Source organism: Candidatus Odyssella thessalonicensis L13 (genome assembly GCF_000190415.1).
In the GTDB taxonomy this organism is placed as follows: domain Bacteria; phylum Pseudomonadota; class Alphaproteobacteria; order Paracaedibacterales; family Paracaedibacteraceae; genus Paracaedibacter; species Paracaedibacter thessalonicensis.
The window spans coordinates 86,553-107,870 of the sequence record NZ_AEWF01000004.1 but is presented as its reverse complement, the minus strand read 5'-3'; the positions used below and the strand labels follow the sequence as shown (position 1 = coordinate 107,870).

Genomic DNA, 21,318 nt, shown 5'->3' with positions numbered 1-21,318 from the left:
TTAGCCTTCATTTTTAGTCTTTCCCTTAGCTTTATAATATTGCCCACTCCAGCGAATGGTTTAATTGATCATGAAATTTGAATTTAATCAGGTAGAATGTATCTAAATTTAGTAGATATTACGGGGCTTTATATTGTTAGTCTTTATATTAGAGAAAGATTATTATATATCTTCTTTTCAATGCAAGTAAAAATCTTGTATGGATTAACGATTGAATAAACCATTTTATGACAAGGAAAGCAATGTGCATAAGAAAGCTTACTGCCCACCTCCCCAGCTTTCACCGGTTTGCCGATTTTGTCTTTTAAGCTATTTAATTTGCCTAGGGTGGCATAAGTAAAAAGGATTAAACTCAGAGGAAGGCTTCAAAATGCATAATAACTCCGCTAACTGCGCCAGAAGGAAGGCATGAGCAGGACAAAGATTGTCAGGAGTTCTAGACGCCCGAGCGTCATTCCAAACATTAGTAACATCTTAGCGCCACTATCGAGAGCGGATAAGCTTCCATGGGGGCCGACCAGCTTGGTAACACCGGGGCCAATATTGCTTAGGGCGGCAATTGACGCTGACAAAGCATCGATCATACTTAAATCGAATAAGGTTAAAAGCGAGGTTAAACAAAAAGCTGTAAAAAAATATAAGGTGGCAAAAGTGAGCACTGAGCTTGCGACACTTTCTGGGATTTTCTGCCCCTGGTATAAAGGCACATACACCCCATGGGGACGCCGTAATTGCCTTAAATGGCTCAGCGTAACACGGACCATAATTTGCACCCTAAAAACTTTCAGCCCTCCCGCTGTTGAACCTGTACACCCACCGACAATGCTTAGCAATAGAAATAAGACACAAGGAAAGGCACCCCAACTTGTATAATCAACAGTGGTAAAGCCGGCGGACGTGGAAATAGAGATGACAGAGAAAAGAGCATTTCTGAGGGCTTTGCCCACAGGCACCCCTAAATGTCCCCATAACCAAACAAAAATGATCACTGAAAGGCACAGCAATAATAAAGCATAGGCTTTTACCTGAGAGTCTTTAAATAAAGCGTCGGCATTGCCATGCCATATTTTGATAAAGAGAACAAAGGTGATGCTGCCCAGGAACATGAACAAGACGGTGATCAATTCAATACTAATCGAGTTATAAAAAGCAATCGAATTGTTCTTTGTTGATAATCCCCCGGTAGAAACTGTCGTCATCGCATGACATAAAGCATCAAAGGGTTCCATGCCAGCAAAGAATAACGCAAAGAAACAAGCAAGCGTAAAGAAAACATAGATTGCCGTTATAGCCGAGCTAATCTGAGTGACACGGGGCAGAATTTTCTCTGATTTGTCAGAGAATTCGCTTCGAAACAGCTGCATTCCGCCGATGCGAAGGGTCGGCAAGATAATCAGGGCCATTAAAATAATACCTGTCCCGCCCAGCCATTGTAAAATGCTCCGCCACAACAACAAGCCTCTGGAGGCTTGATCGAGATCAGGGATGACCGTTGAGCCCGTCGTCGTAACTGCTGAGACAGCTTCGAACCAAGAATCTATATAACTTAGGTTCAAATCCGACCAATAAATGGGCAAAGCTGCGAATAAGGGGGTGATCACCCAACACAGCGCTGTCATTAAAAAGGCTTCGCGCACCTTAAGTTCAATCCGCTCAGATGAGCGATTGGCAATCGCCAGCAAGCTGCCTAAAGCTCCTGTAAGAAAAAAAGCAAAAGAGAATTCTTCCCAAGCCGAGGTCTTATAAACAAAGAGTTCTATCGCAATCGGCAGCAACATAGCAGCTGCCATAGCACTTAAAAGCATTCCAATGAGGTACAAAACTGAGCGATAAGCGATCATGGACTAGAATTCAAATGCAAACTTTTTTTGAGAGTACCAGGTTGCCAAGCTGCGCACAAGTCGCCGCCACAGCAAATTAACCTCTTAATATTTGTTGTGCTGTTAATAACACATCCCGTCCCACCGGAGCCGCCACCCGCCCCCCGCTGCCTCCATGTTCAATTAATACGGCTGCCGCATACAGGGGAGCGTGCACCGGCGCGTATCCCACAAATAGCGCATGTTCTCGATGATGCCATGGACGATCCGCACTATTAACTAACCCTAAAGCACGATCTTTTTCGGTAATCCGCCGCACTTGGGTTGTACCTGTTTTCCCGGCCATTTCCATTCCCGGCACCGAGATCCGGTGGCGGAACGACGTCCCCCCGCCCTCATTTGAGGCTTTATCCAGGCCTTTCAAGATATAGTCAAGCAGCTTAGGGTCAATATCGAGGACAGGAAAGTCTTGAACATTATCCGCCAGCAGTGTCGGCCTTACCGCCTTACCAGACGCCAAACGGGCAGTCATGACCGCTAACTGTAAAGGGGTGGTCAAGGTATAGCCTTGGCCAATACCAGCATTATAACTCTCCCCCAAAGTCCACTTAGCTTTATGAACCCGCTTTTTCCATTCAGCGGTCGGAATTAATCCCGCCTTTTCACCTGGAATTTCTATCCCTGTGGCGGTGCCAAGTCCTAAGCGTCGAGCAGTATCCGCGATGGCGTCGATGCCGACTAAGCTTGCAATATGATAAAAATAGATGTCGCAGGAAGTCGCAATTGCTCGGATAAGATCAACGTGCCCATGTCCCCCAGTTTTCCAGGTCCAGCAATGAAATTTATGGCTTCCCAGCAGCGTATGCCCCACACAACTGACCGAGGTGTTGGGATTGATTACGCCCCTTTCTAAAGCCGCTAAAGCTGTAATCATTTTAAAGGTAGAACCAGGCGCATATAAGCCAGAGATCGGTTTATTAATGAGGGCGTGGCGTGGATGATTGAGCAGCTCTTGCCAATCACGCTGAGGAATCCCATTGACAAAAAGATTACTATCATAACCCGGATAAGAAACATAAGCCAGAACACCACCGGTCTTAATATCTAGAACAACTGCGGCACCACTTTCTTCCTGCGCCAACCGGTGATAAAGCGTTTGCTGCAAATCGAAGTCCAGGGTCAGTTTTTGTTCGGTTCCGTGAATACTATCAGTCGTTGATAGTTCCCGCACCACGCGCCGATAGGCATCAACTTCCACTTGCTTAATGCCTGGCATTCCACGTAAATCATTTTCTAAGGCTTTTTCTAAGCCGATTTTGCCCATTTTGAAGCCAGGCTGTTCTAATAAGGGATCTCCGTCTAATTCTTTCTCAGAAGGGGCGGCCACATATCCTAAGAAATGACAACATTCATAGGCATGGGGGTAAAAACGGTTGCGGCCCTCCTCGATAAAAATGCCAACAATATCTGGAAGATGGAGCTCCAATGTGGTTACTTCTTGCCAAGACAAATTATCTTTAATAGCGACCGGCATGAAGCGAGGCTTGCGTTTAATTTGAGAGGATATTTTATCGATCTCTTCACTGGTAAGCTGTAATAATTCTTGCACCCGTTTAAGACACAACTGCCAATCATCAGCTTCATCGCGAATAATTACGGCGCGATACACATTATGGTCAGAAGCCAGAACTTTTCCCGCTCTATCGGTAATCAATCCTCGAATGGGTAAGGTTAAGCGTGAGTGGATACGATTCTTATCAGATAATTTCTGATAATGGGTGTTCGACATGATTTCGAGATAAAACATGCGCCCCACAACCGTCGACATTAATGCGGCTTGCATGCCCCCTAAAATAATGGATCGCCGCGTAAAGAGGGTTTCCTTATCCATAAAATCCCTGCATCTTTATCCGATCAATTCGTTGCTGCATATGCAGGCTTATCTGGCACATTAAAGGATATGCTAACAAATTAAATATGATTGGCTTGAGGGCTCCTGTGAACGGCAAAAGATAGCCTTTGGTAGCACTTAAGATCAGCCAGAACAAGCAATTGCTTAATGTGGTGAACAAGACATACCCAATAAACACAATTCTAAAGTTCTTTTCTATAACAAAGCGGCGAAAAGGTGATGTTAAAGAAATGATTAGCAGTAATTCCAGAACGCTTACCCCAATCGGGTAGCCCATTGTTGCATCTCGACAGATTCCTAATAAGATAAATAGCTTACGGGAGACTAAATCGGGTCGGTAAATAGTCCACAAGTAAACCACCACCGAGATAAAATTAGGCACCACGCCAATCTCCCGCCAAAAGGGCAAAAGGCTAACCATAATTAGCCCTGACAGGAAGAAGAAGGCCGTAGCCAGACGGCGAAAATTTAATATTTTATTAGGATCAATCATCATGGCAAGATTAATGGTCACAAAGTAGAACAATTATAGCAAATACGAAGGCACACGCTCCAGACATTTATTCGAATTCTTATGATATTGTTGTCTAATTATAGACCGCTACGGCTTAGCGCTAAGACAAAATCTTGATCTTTGACGCGCCCAAAGGGAAGGCATTTTATGGTATTGCCGACGGATTCTACGACGGCTACCGGCAGGCCCTCAGGTAAGATACCACCTACACCACTTGTGACCAAGCGATCACCCACGCGCACACCAGCCGGGTTTTCGATATGGACAAGATTTAGAATCGGACTGCCATCGCCCGCCAATACAGCTTGTTGGGTGCTCGACTCAATCTTCACAGGAATTCTTGAGGCGGGATCAGTAATCGGCATGATGCGCGTATACTGCATGTCGGTATCTAAAACACGTCCCACCAAGAAGCCTTTAGTGGTTAAAATAGCATCATTTTTATGAAGATCCCCTAAACTTGAGGTCGGACTGTATAAAACCGTTGTATAGCCATCATAAACATGGTGGCTAATGCGGATAGTCGTTATATCGTCGACCAGTCCCACTTGGACGTTTAAAGCTTCCCGGAGACTTGAATTTTCAAGCGAGATCTGGCGATGGATATCGCGTTCCCGGATTAGCTGTTCATTTTGCAGCTTGAGACGTTCGTTTTGGGCTAAAATATCTTCTTTTCTTTTAAAATAGTCTCCAACAGAAGCCACCCAATTGAACGGCAAAGAGACAACATAAATCACCGGGCTAAAAAAATTAGTGAGATGGTAACGCAACGTAGAGACCGGAGAATAATCTTTAACTTGCAGAAGGACAAGAATTGCTGAAACTAAAATAACCGCAAAAGATTTTGAGAATTTAGAAAGAATTTGACTAAGGCGAGTAGGTGAGTTGTCGAGCTCAGAAATAATAGTCGTTCGATGGTCTTTACTTGTTTTCATCCCAACGACAGACAACATTCTCATGGTCGCTCACTCACCCTTAGACATTAATCCTAACTGACGTATAAATAGGTAACCAATTAACATCACACTTACTAGCGTAGCAAATTAATACATATTAACCAAGACACTTTGTAAAGCACCCATTTCTTCTAACGCTCGGCCAGTTCCGTTAACAACACAGTCCAACGGTTTCTCTGCTAAAAAGACAGGCAGTCCGGTTGCTTTCGCCAAGACGCGATCCAAATTCTTAAGTTGCGAGCCGCCCCCCGTCATCACAATACCTCGGTCAACAATATCGGCGGACAATTCAGGGGCCGTGTTCTCTAAGGCCGTCTTAACACCTTGGACAATGGCCGCCACCACTTCACTCAAGCTTTCAGCAACCTGGGTTTGATTGATCTCAACTTCTAAAGGCACACCATTTAACAAGCTGCGCCCTTTAATCGACATGGTAATCTTATTACTATCAGCATCAACTGTGGCTGAACCGATCTCTTTCTTAATCTTTTCGGCGGTACTTTCACCGATCAACAAGTTATGGGTACGACGGATATAGTTAATAATCGATTCATCCATTTTATCGCCGCCAACGCGCACTGAAGTCGCATAGACAATTCCCCCCAACGACAACACAGCCACTTCCGTGGTCCCACCACCAATGTCAACCACCATGGAGCCCGTCGGTTCAGTGACCGGCAAACCTGCCCCAATTGCAGCAGCCATCGGTTCCTCAATTAAGAACACCCGACGTCCCCCGGCACTTTCAGCTGATTCTTGAATAGCCCGGCGTTCAACGGCCGTGGACCCGGAGGGCACACAAATAATAATCTGTGGAGCAGCAAAACTGCGGCGATTATGGACTTTGCGAATAAAGTGCTTAATCATTTCTTCAGCGACTTCAAAGTCAGCAATGACGCCATCGCGCAAGGGGCGAATGGCTTGAATATTTCCTGGTGTCCGCCCGACCATAAGCTTAGCTTCCTCACCCACGGCCAGGACTTGTTTTTTACCTTTGGAGGTGGCAATTGCGACGACTGACGGTTCATTTAGGACAATTCCCCTTCCCCGTACATAGACAAGAGTGTTTGCAGTTCCTAAATCAATAGCCATATCTGCAGACAAAGCTCCCATCAACCGTTGCAAAATTTTCATCTAACCTAACCCCAAACCATAAAAGATTAACTTACTCTTCCTATTATGGTTTTAAGAGAGTTGACCCCACCCTGGCAAGTACTTTGTTACTAAAAATAAAAGAAAAATTGTTACCTGTTCATTAAATTTAACTGTGTGACATTCTTGTTACAAGAGAGAAGATGATTGTGATAAAGAAAGCTTTTTAAATAGATAGAGGAACATCGCTGGCGACGATACTTGTGGAAGGGTGCGGTGACCCCATAATTTGCAGCCAGATAAAAACGGCCCTTCACGTCGAGTCTTTCTTATAGCCCCAAGCTTTCCTCCGAAGCACAGGCCAACTAAGGTTAATTAGGCCCCTTTCTTAGTGTCAGGCTCAATAAAGGGTTTTGGCTCTTCTACAGTCAGTAGCGGCTGTTGCTCATCATCGTGCCTCTTACGCTGCCGTAAGACAGTAGAGTGCTCTGCTAACCTCCGCCGTTTCGCGTCAGCCTTTTCAGAATTCACTGTCAGTTGAGAGTTTTCTCAAACGGCAGGCGAAGGGGTAGAATGCCACCAGTTAGACACGGTATGCTTGAGGCCATAAAGTGTCCACCACTGCTGTTGTCGTCGACGTTCGGCTTCTTCAGCTTCTCTAGCCTTAATTGAAATCAAGTTCCTGTCCCAATGTTTTTTAAAATACAAATACAGCGGATTTGGGTCATCTGATGGTTGACCATATTTCTCACATGCCCGACAATAGAGTACCTTGGCATAGTTACTTTGGTCTTTACTGATCTGACTATAATTAATATCTTTATAAAGATATGGTTCGTAAGCCAATCGGAAAAGAGTTTCACCAGCTTTTGAATAGCCACGTGAAAGCGAGTAGCCAAGATAGGGTAAAGCCGCCGCCGCTTCACGATTTGCAAGCTATCACAAGCAATATCATATGCTACTTCTGCTAAAAACCTTTCCCGTCTGGTGGTGGGCATGTTTTCAATCTCATACGTTTTTATGGAGCTTGCTTCCTTCCTAAATAGCTGCTCCATATCAAAGTTCTCAGTAAGTTTTAAAAGCTTTGCTCTTATTTTGTCTTCAGATATATTATAGCGAGCTTCAGAATGAGGGCCTGGGGCCTGATAAGGGATAGGAGCCACGCACTATATTTCCGTCGCTAAGCCTTCCCAAGAAAGCAAAGCGATAATTCCTGCAATCGAAACAATTGTCTTTCTGGTCATCATTTTTATTATTCCTTCTCAATACTCATTTTTTCTAGGATTTGTTTATTATTCAGCATTTTTGTTAGCGCTTCTGTGGGTCGATATTCATAAAACAGAATAAAATCACGCAATTTAATAAGGTAATCCTTTGACCTTTTGGATTCAGGTTCTATACCTCTTTTAACTTCATCAATATTATACAAAAGTGCATATAAGATGACAAGTCGTGCGGTAGGCTATATCTGCCGTGTCAGTATTGATAGCTCCAGCTTTAATAACTAATTATTTTCCGTCAGAAAATACGTTCTTTAAACGCTCTGCAAAGGATGTCACTTGCTGGAGGGAGGCTAAGTGCGTCAAGCTGACTTGAGCATTGGGGGATGTTAGAAACTCGAAAGTTTGAGCCCCTTTGCGCTTCTCCATAAAGGAACCAAATTGAGACTTTAAAGCAGTCAGCGCTTTTTGGTCATCTGTTAAGAGATAACACAGGGCCAGATTAATAATCGATTGCTCTTTGAGGTGATCAGGGACAGACGGCATATTGGAACAAATCTTCTCATAAACTTTAATGGCCTCTGCCCAGTTTTTGTCACCCACAAAAATATTCGCCTTATGGAAGAGTTGCGCTGGCGTCTCGCCTAGGGCATCCAGGGCTTTATCTTTCTGTTTTAGCATTAAATAGGATTCAGCTTTTAAGATATCAAGATCATCTTGAAGCTCTGAATCAGGATTTTTAATTTGCCCTAAATTGTCGAGGCAGGCTTGCGGCTTCTTAGCTAAAATACTCGCGACAGCAATACGGTAATAGATTTTATTTTTACGCTCTTGCACATCACTTCCCTGCTGGATTTTTTGATTTAAGTATTCCTTGAGCAGACTGATCGCTTCTTCATACAATTCCAGATTTGCTAAGATATTCGTGACCTTAATCATGATGGCATCACCGCGCGCATCATCCGGCGCGATACTCATGTAATCCTGAAAGATTGACAACATTTCTAAGACCGGCGGTGACTCTTGATTAAAATAATTAATCAGCGCCTGCTGCATCTGGTCTGGCAATTTATCTTGATGGGCTTGTTTGGTAAAGTATTTAAGGGTCTTGCGCAATAAAGGCAATACTTCGGCGTAGCGTTTTTCTTCCATATAACGCAGGGCGAGATACTTATCTAAGGTATATTCAAGCTGATCACCGCGCCACAGATACCGCAGATGATCCAGCTGCGCTAATTCCTCTTCCGGCTTAATCTTTTCAGCTTTATGCATAAACTTTAGATAGTTAAGCATGGCGAGCACAGAGGTCTTAGAAGAAGGATTAATGTTAGCAAGATCTTTTAAAACTTCTGCTGAACTGTCCTTACTCGGATCAAGGTTTAACACAGCCTTTGCCACTTCATAGAGGCGGCGATATTTAGCATAGACCGGTTCACTCATGTTTGTTCCATAGGTTTTGAGAAGCGAAGGATCTTGAGTTAAGACACCCACCTCAAGGATATCATTGCGCAATCGTTCCTTGAGAACTAAAGGCAGACCTGACAGCAAGCTACTATAATCAGTTAACTTTTTCAGGTTTGGCGTTTGCGAATACGCCTGCTGCGCTGCCAGAGCAATACTTTTCCAGAAATCGGCATCCGGCTCATTTTGAACAAACTCTAGCTGTTCCTGAGCCTTGGGATAACGAAACCGTAAAAGGGCAGCAAGCCCACTCAAGCTACGCCAAAAAGGCAGAATCTTTAAATCAGAGGCTTGATTTAGCAACTGCTCTGCCATATCGGCCGCTTCTAATCCCAAGCCTTGGCCGCTGTACAGCCATAGCAAATGCAATCCGTCTTTAATTTTTGAGTGGTCGGTCGCCAAGTTTCTTAAGAGTTTTTGAGTCGCTTGAGGAGCAGTGTCGGCCTTAAAAGTGGAAAAAATAGCACTTTTAAGCGGTTCTCCTGTATTGGCCGTTGCCAAAGAATTAGCCAGTCCCCCGTCTTTACGGATCTCAGCAACTTTGCGAATATAGCTATAGTCCAAAGTCTCATCGCGGAGCAGAAATGCTAATCCTTGATAGGAATCTAAAAGATCAAATTCAGGATAGTGGTAAGCTGGGATCGGTTTATTGTGCTCATCAGCACAAATAACCCATAGAACTTCACCGGTGTCAGGATCATAAAACTCCACATCCGTTTGGGCGTTTCTAAGCTTCACCCGGAAAGCATCCTGTAACTTTCGGGGCTGGACTAAGTGAACTGCTTCCCCCTCTTCCGCCGGTTGTTTATCGAAAGTTACAGTTAACGTATTTTGGTCGTCATCAAAAGCGATCTTCGGATATAGGCCCGGGGTCAGGTGAAGACGATAACAAAAGCCGCTTTCATTAGAAAGGGTATCAATAGATGTCAATTCTGGAAATTCAGAAGCTTGCCAAGGGGAAAAGGTATTATTTGTTGGGTAAGATAAAGCTATATGCCAGACACCGTCATGACTAAATACTGCATAGAAAGGCACGCCATTGATGAACTCAATTTTTGCTTTCAACATCCCATCGGTATGCTCTAAAGAAAAATTGGCTTCCACTTTTGCTTGCTCTTTTGGCGGGGAAGCGGCCTTCAGTTGGTCAGCAGTTTCTTCTTCGGGTAAAGCTTTTTTCTGATTTTTGGAAGGAGGCGGAGGAGCATTCAAGGCTGCAATTTGTTTTTCAATGGATTCTCTTATTGCCTCCTCTGAGGTAGGGTTTTCCGCCCAAACACTCATAAGGGTGCTAGGCATCGATAAACTGAGAGCAAGTAGAGAATAAAAAAATCTAATCAATGCAGGCCAAACTGATATACTATTAATACAATAATTATTCCTGAATCGTTTACTTTCTTCAATGTCTTTAGATTTAGTTACTTTTACCAACGCAATGAACTGTTTGGGTCCTTTTGCTCCGGGCTGCCATCTTGCCGTTGCTGTGTCAGGAGGGCCGGATAGTATGGTCCTATGCCACCTACTAAGGTGCTGGCAACTCCAAGGACAGGATCAAAAGCTAACGGCTTTGATTGTTGATCATGGGTTAAGGCCTGAGTCAGCGGAGGAGGCTCAAATCACGCAGCAGCGTTTGCAAAAGCTAGGGATTGAAAGCGTTATTCTGAAATGGCAAGATCCTAAACCCACGACGCGGATTCAAGAGCGGGCCCGCCAAGCTCGCTACCACCTCCTTGAAGCGTGGTGTCAGCAACACGGCATTATTCACCTTCTCACAGCGCATCATGCGGATGATCAATGGGAAACAGTTGTGAGTCGATTGCAAAAAAATTCTGGCTCCTCGGGGTTAAGAGGGATCTTACCAATCCGGTATAGGCCCTTCGGCCGGCTGCTGCGTCCCTTATTAAATTTCACAAAAGCAGAGATTTATGCTTATTTAGTCCAGGTCGGTGGCGATTATGTCGTTGACCCTTCAAATGCGAACCTGAAATACCTCAGGGTTCGCTTACGTCAGGACCGCCCTGTCTTAGAACAGAGCAGTTTTCCGGCAGTAAAGGTTAATAAGATACGGCAAGAAGCGAGCCTGGCAACAGATAAGCGTCACCAGGAATTAGTTAAATTTTGTTTACATCATCTGAGAATCGACCCGCTCGGCTACTTAGAAATTCAGCGACCAGCTTTTCATGCTCTCTCCCCAGAGCTCCAGATAGAGGTATTGCGATGCATTCACCACTGTATGGCGCAAACCTCTTATCCACTTCCTCGTCAAAAGGCCACCCATACTCTGGCCAAGATCCTCACCGGCACAAGAACGACTGTGGGGGGATGGTATATCGTCCCTAAAAAAGAAAAAATTATTTTTTCGCGCGAAAATCGGCCGGCTGATAAGGCTACCCCTCTCCCCCAACCCGGCCTACGCCACAATCAGTTCCTATTGATAGATAACAATCCTGTAAGTGAGCAAGAAAATCATCCCCTTGCCTCCTATTTGATCAGAGGTCTGCCCAACGCCTCAAATTTTGTCCTAAAATTCCTTAACCCTTTGTTAGAATAATCACCGCCTCAAGTATCTTTAAAGGATAAAAAGAAAGACGTTGCATCTAAGCCATGCATGGTAAACTTTAGGCTTGCTAAGGCTTACAAATCGGTCTTAATAGCTTATGGTAAAATTTGTAAATTTAAGGAGGGAAAGATAGATCTCAGAGAAAAAATTACCCCCCTTTCCTGTTATTTTGGTGTATAGTAATTTTAAATACACTTATATCCTACCAGGAATATAATCTATTTGTTTGCATATTCAATCGGAGCGCCGCGGAGGTAAAACTGTGAATAATTCTTCAAGAAATTTAATTGTTTGGGCGTTGATCGCGACCATACTTTTTTCTGTCTTCCAAATGATTCCTGGTGCTGGGAATCGCCCTACAGCTATGCCCATGGCCTATTCTGAAATGGTGAAAAACATCGAAGAAGGAAAGGTTAAGGAAGTTGTTATTCGCGGAAATAATATTGTTGGGACTTTGAATGACAATCAAATTTTTACAACATTTGCCCCCTATGATGCGAGTGTGGCTAACAAGATGTTGGAAAAAAATGTCAAGGTCAAGTATGACAAGCCTGAAGAAGACATTCCTTTTATCCATTACTTTTTATCTTGGCTCCCCATTTTGCTGTTAATCGGTTTTTCTTTCTTCTCCTTCCGCCAAATTCAGTCAGGGGGCAATCGAGCTATGGGATTTGGTAAATCTCGGGCGCGTCTAATGGGCGAAAAGTCTGTCCGTGTCACCTTTGACGATGTAGCTGGCATCGATGAAGCGAAAGCTGAGTTAGAAGAAATTGTTGACTTTCTCAAAGACCCCCAGAAATTTCAGCGCTTGGGTGGCCGTATCCCGCGCGGTGTTCTCTTGGTCGGCCCTCCCGGGACAGGTAAAACATTGTTAGCGCGGTCTATTGCTGGTGAAGCTAATGTACCATTCTTCAGCATTTCCGGCTCCGATTTCGTGGAAATGTTTGTGGGCGTGGGTGCTAGCCGTGTCCGTGACATGTTTGAGCAAGCTAAAAAAAATGCCCCTTGTATTGTCTTTATTGATGAAATTGATGCCGTGGGACGCCATCGGGGCGCCGGCCTTGGCGGCGGCAATGATGAACGTGAGCAAACCTTAAACCAACTTTTGGTTGAAATGGATGGATTTGAGGAAAACGAGGGCGTTATTATTGTAGCTGCTACCAACCGGCCAGACGTTTTGGATCCGGCGTTGTTGCGCCCCGGTCGCTTTGACCGCCAGGTCGTGGTCCCCAATCCGGATATTAACGGCCGAGAGAAAATTCTTAAAGTTCATATGCGCAAGACCCCTCTGTCCAGCGATGTGGATGTGCGCGTTATTGCGCGGGGTACGCCTGGGTTCTCCGGAGCGGACTTAATGAACCTGGTTAATGAAGCTGCTTTGATGGCAGCGCGACGCGGGAAGCTATCAGTCGATATGTCTGATTTTGAGCAAGCAAAAGATAAGGTCATGATGGGAGCTGAGCGCCGCACAATGGCTATGACCGATGAAGAAAAGCGTCTGACGGCCTATCATGAGGCAGGGCATGCGGTCATAGCTTTTTATGAGAAAGACTCAGATCCAATTCACAAAGCAACAATTATTCCTCGAGGACGAGCCTTGGGTATGGTAATGCGTTTACCTGAAGGCGATCGAATCTCCATGTCGCGGGCCAAGCTTATTGCCGACATAAAAGTTGCTATGGGTGGACGGATTGCCGAGGAAATGATTTTTGGTGAAGATCGGATAACTACCGGAGCTTCCTCGGACATTAAGATGGCCACAGACTTTGCTCGCCGAATGATAACTGAATGGGGAATGAGTAATAAGCTAGGATTTCAAGCTTATGGTGAACAACAGCAAGAGATATTTGTAGGGCAAGCATTAACTCAGCGTAAACAAATTTCTGAGAGAACAGCTCAGATTATTGATGAGGAAGTACAATCGCTCCTAGATAACTGTTATCAGGCTGCCACACAGATTTTGAGCCATAAAAAGGACAAGTTAGAACTTCTTGCTATAACACTGCTAGAATGCGAAACCCTGAGTGGTGATGAAATTAAAAGTCTGTTAGAAGAAGGCATCTCTCCTAATAGGGAAGCCCAAGAACCTTTCCCTAAAAAGCGCAGCAAAGTGCCGGAAGTGGGCTTAGACGCTTAACGCTTAACCTAGATTATAGATGAGCGGAGAATATAAATATTCTCCGCTTTTTTATTATCAAACAGAAGCTTCAAATTTTCTAGCAGGCTGAGAAGATATAGCTAAGATAAATTTGCAACTGATACGATGCTGGTCCCATTTGCAGAGTAAAAAGCCCCTCTATTTCCAACGCCTTGCAAGGGTTGCTCTGTGCGGCTTGAATGGAAACAGATATCTGATGACTGGCAGGACTTTCCCCAGGGTTGGTGGATTGGGAAAAGGTTAACGACTTTAAACTCCCCTATATAAGGCGATCCCTATTTTACAGTTTATAGCGCTTCTAAGCGATTCATGGGTATCTATATAAAGCTAGGAGAATCTTATAAAACGGTATCTTCTAAAGAGTCTCAAACATTTACTTTGCTCCGTGTAGAGACTTCACTATCAACGTGAAGAAAAAACAGGTAGCCCTGCGCAAGTCTTTTCTTCCGTCCCCCACTCACTTGAGAAGATGGAATTACTGCACGCAGTGACTTAAGGAGGACTTGAAACGCTGCAACATGGAGGTAATAAATTGAAAGATGTAAGTTAACGCTGCTGATAAGGCAATTCCTATACAGGCATACAGAAGCGGAGATTTATCCTCCAGTTCCCTGATCCATAAATGGAAGTCAGTCCTAAGGGCGCTCATATCGGCGTGCTGGGGGAAAGTAAATACTTCTGGGAAGCATATCTTTATACTGACTTGAAGGAGCATGAGTACCATAACTGCCGCGCCGGCAAAGCCAAGATAAACACGGGAAATTTTATAACTATATTTTACGCCTAATCGCCCCCCTAAAGCACCGCCAATGGATAAGAGAGCGACAAGCAGCAGGTCGATAAGATCATTATATACGGCATGTGCAAATGTTGAGGCCATGTTCAGTATGGCAGAAGATAATAAGGTGGTACCATAACCAACGGGGCTTGACTTTCCTAATAAATAGATAAGAACTGGCATCATAAATATGCCATTTCCTACGCCAAAAATGGCTATAAGGAGTCCATTAATTATCCCGGTGGCAATTAATACAATAAAACTTATATTGAGACCAGTTTTAGAAAAGCGGTAAACAAAGGGAAGCTTGGTGATCCATAAAGGAGACCCTGATTGCGAAGCGTCCTGGCAATTTTGTTGCTTAAGGTTTTTGATACTTTGGCGTAATAACAAGACGGCCATACAAGCGATAAGAATTGCATAACCACTAGTTATTAGTTTCTGGACGCGATCAGAGCTGCCAAGCCAGTTTAAGAAATAGATCCCTAGCCCGATTCCTATAATACCGCTGACAATTAGGGCTTTGCCCAGAGAATAATCCACATCATCATTCCGCTTATATCTAAGGTAGCCCGCTAAGGTAACCCCAATCATCGAGTTAACCTGACTGGCCACAGCCATAACCGGCGGAATGCCCAATATAAATAATGTCGGCGTAATAAAAATGCCGCCGCCGACTCCCAGCAGGCCGGTAAAGACACCGCCAATAAATCCAACAGCAATTATAATCCAGGGATTAATGACAATATCGGCAATCGGTAAAAGTAAGTCATTTGGCATGACTTACTCTAATTCTTTTGCCGAGTTTTGACTAGCAACAATTTACTCTAGTACCCGTAAATTTTCAAGATTTTATCCATATTGCCTAGAATTACTTCTCTTAAGGTTTTATCGCCAATCACTCGCCAATCATAGTTTTCAGCAGGAATATGGATAACAGCCTCAGCAGTTTTTTGAAAAAAGTTATTTGCTTTATGGACAAGGTCATGAGACTCATTGCCAGAATTTTTTAAGGCCCACAGATAGAATTGGCCAGCTGTCATTGCCGTATCCATCAGAAGTTCAGGAGCCAGGGATGTGGTAATATGCGCCTGCTGAAGCTCCAGCGCCTCCGCTAGATTATCGCCTGCCTTTTCACAACAGTCAGCTATGGCTTGGTCACGGTCAGCGGAAGCTGAATAGTAATAACGAATATTCATCGCTAATTTAAATATTTTAAATGCTCGCTTATAAGGAGAATCATGCGCTTCTAAACCTATCTGTATTAAAAATGAAGGCGGCAACCCTAATGCTGATTCAGGAATAAAATTGCGGATTTGGTCCAAACGCTTTTCATCGACCATACCTTTGATTGCTTTTTCTTTAGATGGCGCTTTGGTTTTTAGCTCTTTAATAACGTTATCCATAACGTCCTCCCATGCTGGAGCTGGACCACCATAAGATGAATTGTTAATTTCACTGCGACGCTCCTGGTTGTCTGTAAAACCGGCTTTTATATTCTGAAAGAGGTAAAACTTTTGCGCTGACTCAATTTTCCTTTGCAGACTATCTACTAACTTCTTGATAAGAGTGGCCGCTTTAGTATTAAGATGAGGGATCGCCTGATTATAATAGCTCTGAGCCAGGAGGGCAGACTCAAGAAAGTCTGCGGCCTTCCTTTCTGGAGTAAGATGAGTCTGACGCATCCATTCACTCATCTCTTTTCCGGCATTAAGAAAGCATTGACCGGCTAAGGTCTCTCGTATTTCCTCAGTCCAACCATATTTTTGAGGGGTCAGCGTTAAGATAATGGATCCCAATCGACTTAGCTTATAGGCTAGGATAGGTAAAGAATCATTGGGCATTATATCTGCTTCAAGAATTATCTCAATGGGGACAGTGTCTCTCACAGCAACGGGCAGCAGATGCGCTATTTTAGACAGAAAATAACTGGCAGGGGGTAACTGCTTTTGAGCTGCCAGCAGATAGTGCCGGCCTTGGCGAAAACATACATCCCCCTTTCTGCAGGATTCCTCTTTATCTCTATCCTCGCCCTCTTTATGAGAGGCGTCATAGTGCATGAGCCCAAGCTTAATGAATTTTGTAGCTTTAATATGAGAAGGATCATCCTCTACCACCATAAAAGGCTGGATGCTTTCTCGAGAGAATTCAGGGGCCCTCAAAGAAGTAAACAGTTGCTCAACCGGAGATGGGTCAGAGTTAGCTGGGAAAAGGGTTTCACGCTGGATCTCCATAGCTTCAAGGTAAATTGTTGACAGTACATACTGTAATACACTCAAGATTAGTGTTTTCTTCATTGCTCCCCCTTATGCTAGAAATTAAATTACAATTATATTGCTTCAATTATAATTTAAGCACACAGAAGTGAAGAATTAATATATAAAGTTACAAAAACAATGAAGAAAATAAAAAATTTGCCTAATAAATAAATATTTAGGCAAATCTATCTTATCCAGTTCTATAACGAGTCTACAGCAGAAGTCCCGCCAATGTAGCAGAGAGGCAGGTGGCAAGAGTGCCGGAGATAACTGATTTCATCCCCAGACTAACAATCATTTCTCGACGTTCTGGCACCATGGCCCCTAACCCGCCGATGACAATGCCGACAGCCGAGAAATTAGCAAAGCCACATAACGCGTAAGTCATAATTAAGGCCGTACGGGGTGAAAGCGTATTATGAGGAAGGGCCGCCAGATCACTAAAGGCCACCACTTCGTTAATCACGGTTTTGGTGCCAAGCAAGGCCCCGGCAGCGCCAGATTCGTGCCAAGGCACACCCATAAGCCATGTTACAGGCGCAAATAAGTAACCGAACAAGCGCTGGAGCGAAAGGGGCCCGCCATCAATATTTGGTAATAAGGCTAAAATGGCATTGGCCAGATAAACAAGTGCTAAGGCAACAATCAGCATTGCAATAATATTGAGAAAAATATTAAGACCATCCGAGGTGCCTTTGCTAACGGCATCCATCCAGCCTGTAAATTTGTGTGGAACGACTAAAGCTCCTTCAGTTTGGGTGGATCCTTGCGGAACCATTAACCGGGAGATCGCCAAAGCCGCAGGAATGGAAATGATTGAACACATGATAATATGAGCAATAGGATTGGCAACCGTATCTTTGAGAATGAAAGAATACAGGGCCATGACTGTGGCCGACGTGGTGGCCATGCCGCAAGTCATCACAGCAAACATTTCAGAACGCGAGAAATTTTTCAAATAAGGACGGATAAGAAGGGGAGCGTCAATATTTCCTAACAGAACCTTGGCGCCCGCAGCAATACCAAGAGCACCGCCAATATTTAAAGTTCGCTGTAAAAACCAGGAAGCGCCGGTGACGATAAGGGGCATAATGCGCCAATGAAATAAAAGCATGGACAAAGCACTGACGACCATAATCATCGGTAACGCTTGTAGCGCAAAAATAAAGGTATTCTGGTGGGAAGCAGGGTTTAACAAGAACGGGCTTTCTCCGCCGCCTAGATAGCCGAACACAAATTGTGTCCCTTGCTGAGTGGCAGCTTTTAAAGCTTCAACAATTCCTGTCAAGCTTCCCAAGCCCTCGCGGATCAAATCAAACTTCATCAAAATAATCGCTAAGAAGAATTGTAAAGCCAGCGCCGATAACACAGGCTTAATTTCAGGCCTAGAACGATTTTCGCTCAACGCCCACGCAAATCCTAAAAATACGACAATTCCAATTACTGATTGCATTGATAGTTATCCTAATAATTATATTGGCAACAGCATAGCTTTATTATGAAGTGAAATGAAATGAAAAAGTGAAAGTGGTGCCAAACCCTCAAGCCTTACGCAGCTTAGCCGGGATATGGAAGACAACATCTTCGTCAATAACCTTCACTTCTTGTAAGGTAACATTAAAGCGCTGTTGCAGAGTGTTAATCAATTCTTCCACGAGCACCTCAGGGGCCGATGCCCCGGCTGAGACGCCTAAACGATTAACACTTTCAAGCCAAGCCCAATCAATATCAGTGGCGCGTTGACATAAAGTAGCCTTAGGACATCCGGCCGCTAACGCTGCTTCGACTAAACGATTTGAATTCGATGAATTCGGAGCTCCGATGATAATGATAGCATCGGCTTGGGCTGCAATGGCTTTGACGGCTGCTTGACGGTTGGTAGTAGCGTAACAAATATCTTCTTTGCGCGGCCCTTGAATGTGCGGAAACCTTGCTTTTAATATGGCTAAGATATCCTTTACTTCATCCACCGATAAGGTGGTCTGGGTCGCATAAGCGAGATTTTCTGGATCCTCGATAACTACGGTTCTGGCATCGTCGTCAGTTTCGATTAAAATCACACTTCCTTCGGGCACCTGCCCCATGGTCCCAATTACTTCCGGGTGACCGCGATGGCCTACTAACAGTACCGTACGGCCCGCAGCATGATGCTGCTCAACCTCCCGATGAACTTTACTTACAAGCGGACAAGTTGCATCCAAAAAGTCAAGATTAGCAGCGATGGCCGCTTGTGGGATCACTTTGGGAACCCCATGCGCAGAGAAAACCACATGAGCACCTGAAGGAACCTCATCCAATTCTTTGACAAAAATGGCGCCTTTAGCCCGCAACGAGTCGACCACAAATTTATTATGGACAATTTCATGGCGCACATAGACCGGTGCCCCATATTTTTCTAAAGTGGTTTCGACAATCGAAATTGCCCTCTGCACACCGGCGCAAAAGCCACGCGGAGCTGCTAGAATAACAGTTAAATCTTTTCCTTGAGTCATGCTGCATCATAGCAAACAGAATTAGTGCCAAGCAATAAAAGAATAAAATGACAAAGAGTTGCTACTCTTACTAAAAGTAGCTGTATCGCATGAATTTTAAGACGAGAGGATATTGGTGGTCAAAGAAAAGCGCTAGGTGATATTAAGGAGGGATGCTTATTTGGTTGGTGAAACGAGGGATGATTTTAACAGTCCCAACAAGATTAAAATTTACTATCATTATAGGTCGTTAGCCTTAATCTAAACAAGGCCACTGTTTATCCTAATGCTTAAGTTTAGAATTCAAATAATAGAAAGAAACTTCAGGGGGGAGACTACGATGCATCATAAATTTGGCAATACAAAAAAATATTTATTAAGCTCTATATTTGTTCTTGCCAGCGCCGAAGCACAACAATATGACTTTTCAACTGAAACGGAACTCCATCCGGGATTTGTATTCTTAACTGATGCTGACCCTACTATTATAGAAAGCCCCCGCTACCATCAAAGCCAGAACTTTCTAGGAAGAGCAGTAGAGGGCTATACTACTCCCAGAATTATTTGCACTCAAGAAGCAGCAGAGCAACTAAAAGCAGCCCATGCAGCTCTTAATAAGCAAGGATATAAGTTAGTTGTTTATGATGGTTACCGTCCTCAGCGGGCAGTTAATGAGTTCATGAGATGGAGCCATGATGAAGCGGACCAAGCAGCCAAAAAACTTTATTATCCAACAGTTCATAAAAAGGATGTATTTAAACTGGGTTACGTGGCAGAAAAGTCGGGTCATAGCCGCGGCAGCACATTTGACTTAACCATCATTAAAGATGGCGAGCAGTTAAAGCCAATTACTGTTTCTTACCGTCAGTTGCTAAATGGCGAGAAGATCCCTTTTCTTGATGATAATACCGAAGATATGGGGTCCTCCTTCGATTTGTTTCATGAAATCTCTCATCACGATAGCCAGCTTGTTGAGAAGCCATATCTGGAGAAACGTAATTTCTTGCGCACTGTAATGAAGCAGCACGGTTTTAACGATTACAAAGAGGAATGGTGGCATTATACTCTGACGGATGAGCCCTACTCCCAAACTTACTTCGATTTTATCGCATAAGGTTAATCATAATCCGAAAGGAATCTAAGGAGAAGAGGAAGGCTGGCTGAGCTCTCATTCAAAAAACTACCTTAATTTCCACCTGTTGAATTCTCAAGTCTAGCAACCATACCGCATCATAGCAAACAAGATCAAAGTTAAACCATAAAATATTGGCAGGGAAGAAAAGAAACCCTGCTCATTTTGTACGCTACACATCCTTATTCTTCTCCTCTGATTAAAGAGACATGGGGAAAATTTAAAAAACCTCGTTTTTTGCTTCGATATCCCCTATTATGCAGCCGACGACATCACTTAACTCCTAGGAGAGATAAAATGCTGAGAAATAATAGTATGAACTCCATAGCAAAGGTTGTTGCCATAGCAATAAATTGCAGCGCTCTAAGTAGCTGCTCTGTTTTTCAAGAGGACAAACCACAAGAAAATGTTGGCCGTCCTGTCCTAACGACAGCTGGTGTGGTGCATGTTTGTCCTGAGAATAAAATTGCCCTCATTGAACGCGGAAAGGCACCCAAAGGGTTAGCAATGTTTGGCGGTCATGTAGAATATGAATCGCCCCAACAAGCGTTTAAGCGTGAAGCGCAGGAAGAGCTTACAATTACAGAGATTAATAATCTTAAACTTATAGGAGTTCACGGTGACCCAGGCAGGGATCCGCGGCAGCACTCAGTTGAAATAACTTTTGCCTGCACAACTCCTCAACAGCCTAAAGCTGCGAGCGATGCCAAAAAAGTGATCCTTTATACTCCTAAACAGCTCCAAGAGCAATTGGAGTCCCTTGACTTCGCCTTTGATCATAAAGCAATCTTGAAAAGCTATCTTAAGAGTTTAAGCGCCTGTAACCCTTGTCGCCAGGCTTGCTCCGTAGGGATCCCGCAAGACAAAGCCTCTCCCCGTTGAATTGCATTAAGCAGGGGGACGCAGTTCGTTGGTGAAACACGGGGTGATTTTAACAGCTCCAACCAGATTAGAATTTATCATTATTTAGGGAGTTGGCTCTAATCTGC

The 21,318-nt window shown here is 44.0% G+C and carries 16 protein-coding genes; 4 read left to right on the top strand and 12 right to left on the bottom strand.

Annotated elements, in window-relative coordinates:
- Nucleotides 1-386: 386 nt before the first annotated feature.
- The 8 genes from HMO_RS0107695 to HMO_RS0107655 form a co-directional block, all read right to left on the bottom strand.
- Nucleotides 387-1,841 carry a TrkH family potassium uptake protein gene (locus HMO_RS0107695; RefSeq protein ID WP_010300959.1) on the bottom strand — a complete coding sequence of 485 codons (1,455 nt, stop codon included), beginning with the start codon at nucleotides 1,839-1,841 and terminating at the stop codon, nucleotides 387-389.
- 76 nt (nucleotides 1,842-1,917) lie between these two features.
- Nucleotides 1,918-3,711: a penicillin-binding protein 2 gene (gene mrdA, locus HMO_RS14295; RefSeq protein ID WP_010300956.1), complete on the bottom strand. Its 1,794-nt coding sequence runs from the start codon at nucleotides 3,709-3,711 to the stop codon at nucleotides 1,918-1,920.
- Nucleotides 3,704-4,246, bottom strand: coding sequence for a rod shape-determining protein MreD (gene mreD / locus HMO_RS0107685; protein WP_010300953.1), 543 nt, complete (start codon nucleotides 4,244-4,246; stop codon nucleotides 3,704-3,706). The genes mrdA and mreD overlap by 8 nt, the downstream gene beginning before the upstream one ends.
- 77 nt (nucleotides 4,247-4,323) lie before the next feature.
- Nucleotides 4,324-5,205, bottom strand: coding sequence for a rod shape-determining protein MreC (gene mreC, locus HMO_RS15610; RefSeq protein WP_083821268.1), 882 nt, complete (start codon nucleotides 5,203-5,205; stop codon nucleotides 4,324-4,326).
- 84 nt (nucleotides 5,206-5,289) lie between these two features.
- Complete coding sequence (locus HMO_RS0107675) at nucleotides 5,290-6,336, bottom strand: rod shape-determining protein (protein ID WP_010300947.1); 1,047 nt, start codon at nucleotides 6,334-6,336, stop codon at nucleotides 5,290-5,292.
- A 507-nt stretch (nucleotides 6,337-6,843) separates the two neighbouring features.
- Entirely contained in the window at nucleotides 6,844-6,972 is a 129-nt protein-coding gene (locus HMO_RS17555; RefSeq protein WP_280956254.1) for a hypothetical protein, read from the bottom strand.
- On the bottom strand, nucleotides 6,969-7,457 hold the full coding sequence (locus tag HMO_RS0107665; protein WP_010300944.1) for a hypothetical protein: 489 nt from the start codon (nucleotides 7,455-7,457) through the stop codon (nucleotides 6,969-6,971). Before HMO_RS0107665 ends, HMO_RS17555 begins: the two co-directional genes overlap by 4 nt.
- A 345-nt stretch (nucleotides 7,458-7,802) precedes the next feature.
- A complete protein-coding gene (locus HMO_RS0107655; protein WP_139016854.1) occupies nucleotides 7,803-10,256 on the bottom strand; it encodes a tetratricopeptide repeat protein in 2,454 nt (817 codons plus the stop codon).
- A 118-nt stretch (nucleotides 10,257-10,374) separates the two neighbouring features.
- On the opposite strand from HMO_RS0107655, the gene tilS reads away from it, so the two are divergent.
- The gene (gene tilS, locus HMO_RS15605) at nucleotides 10,375-11,523 is read left to right on the top strand and encodes a tRNA lysidine(34) synthetase TilS (RefSeq protein ID WP_052572011.1); all 1,149 of its coding nucleotides are present in this window, start codon (nucleotides 10,375-10,377) and stop codon (nucleotides 11,521-11,523) included.
- Between the two features lie 271 nt (nucleotides 11,524-11,794).
- Nucleotides 11,795-13,669, top strand: a complete 1,875-nt coding sequence (gene ftsH / locus HMO_RS0107640; RefSeq protein WP_033444639.1) for an ATP-dependent zinc metalloprotease FtsH — start codon at nucleotides 11,795-11,797, stop codon at nucleotides 13,667-13,669.
- Nucleotides 13,670-14,165: 496 nt separating this feature from the next.
- Here the strand turns inward: ftsH and HMO_RS0107635 are convergent, their stop codons facing one another.
- The 4 genes from HMO_RS0107635 to ispH all read right to left on the bottom strand — a co-directional run bounded on the left by HMO_RS0107635 (nucleotide 14,166) and on the right by ispH (nucleotide 19,218).
- The gene (locus HMO_RS0107635; RefSeq protein ID WP_010300934.1) at nucleotides 14,166-15,248 is read right to left on the bottom strand and encodes a sulfite exporter TauE/SafE family protein; all 1,083 of its coding nucleotides are present in this window, start codon (nucleotides 15,246-15,248) and stop codon (nucleotides 14,166-14,168) included.
- A 47-nt stretch (nucleotides 15,249-15,295) separates the two neighbouring features.
- Complete coding sequence (locus HMO_RS0107630) at nucleotides 15,296-16,765, bottom strand: hypothetical protein (RefSeq protein ID WP_010300931.1); 1,470 nt, start codon at nucleotides 16,763-16,765, stop codon at nucleotides 15,296-15,298.
- A 172-nt stretch (nucleotides 16,766-16,937) separates the two neighbouring features.
- Nucleotides 16,938-18,179: a NupC/NupG family nucleoside CNT transporter gene (locus tag HMO_RS0107625; RefSeq protein WP_010300929.1), complete on the bottom strand. Its 1,242-nt coding sequence runs from the start codon at nucleotides 18,177-18,179 to the stop codon at nucleotides 16,938-16,940.
- An 88-nt stretch (nucleotides 18,180-18,267) separates the two neighbouring features.
- Nucleotides 18,268-19,218, bottom strand: coding sequence for a 4-hydroxy-3-methylbut-2-enyl diphosphate reductase (ispH, locus tag HMO_RS0107620; protein ID WP_010300925.1), 951 nt, complete (start codon nucleotides 19,216-19,218; stop codon nucleotides 18,268-18,270).
- A 319-nt stretch (nucleotides 19,219-19,537) separates the two neighbouring features.
- Here ispH and HMO_RS16135 point away from each other — a divergent pair, with 319 nt between their 5' ends.
- Entirely contained in the window at nucleotides 19,538-20,311 is a 774-nt protein-coding gene (locus tag HMO_RS16135; protein WP_010300921.1) for a M15 family metallopeptidase, read from the top strand.
- A 315-nt stretch (nucleotides 20,312-20,626) separates the two neighbouring features.
- A complete protein-coding gene (locus HMO_RS15595) occupies nucleotides 20,627-21,211 on the top strand; it encodes an NUDIX domain-containing protein (RefSeq protein WP_010300919.1) in 585 nt (194 codons plus the stop codon).
- The last annotated feature ends 107 nt before the right edge of the window (nucleotides 21,212-21,318 follow it).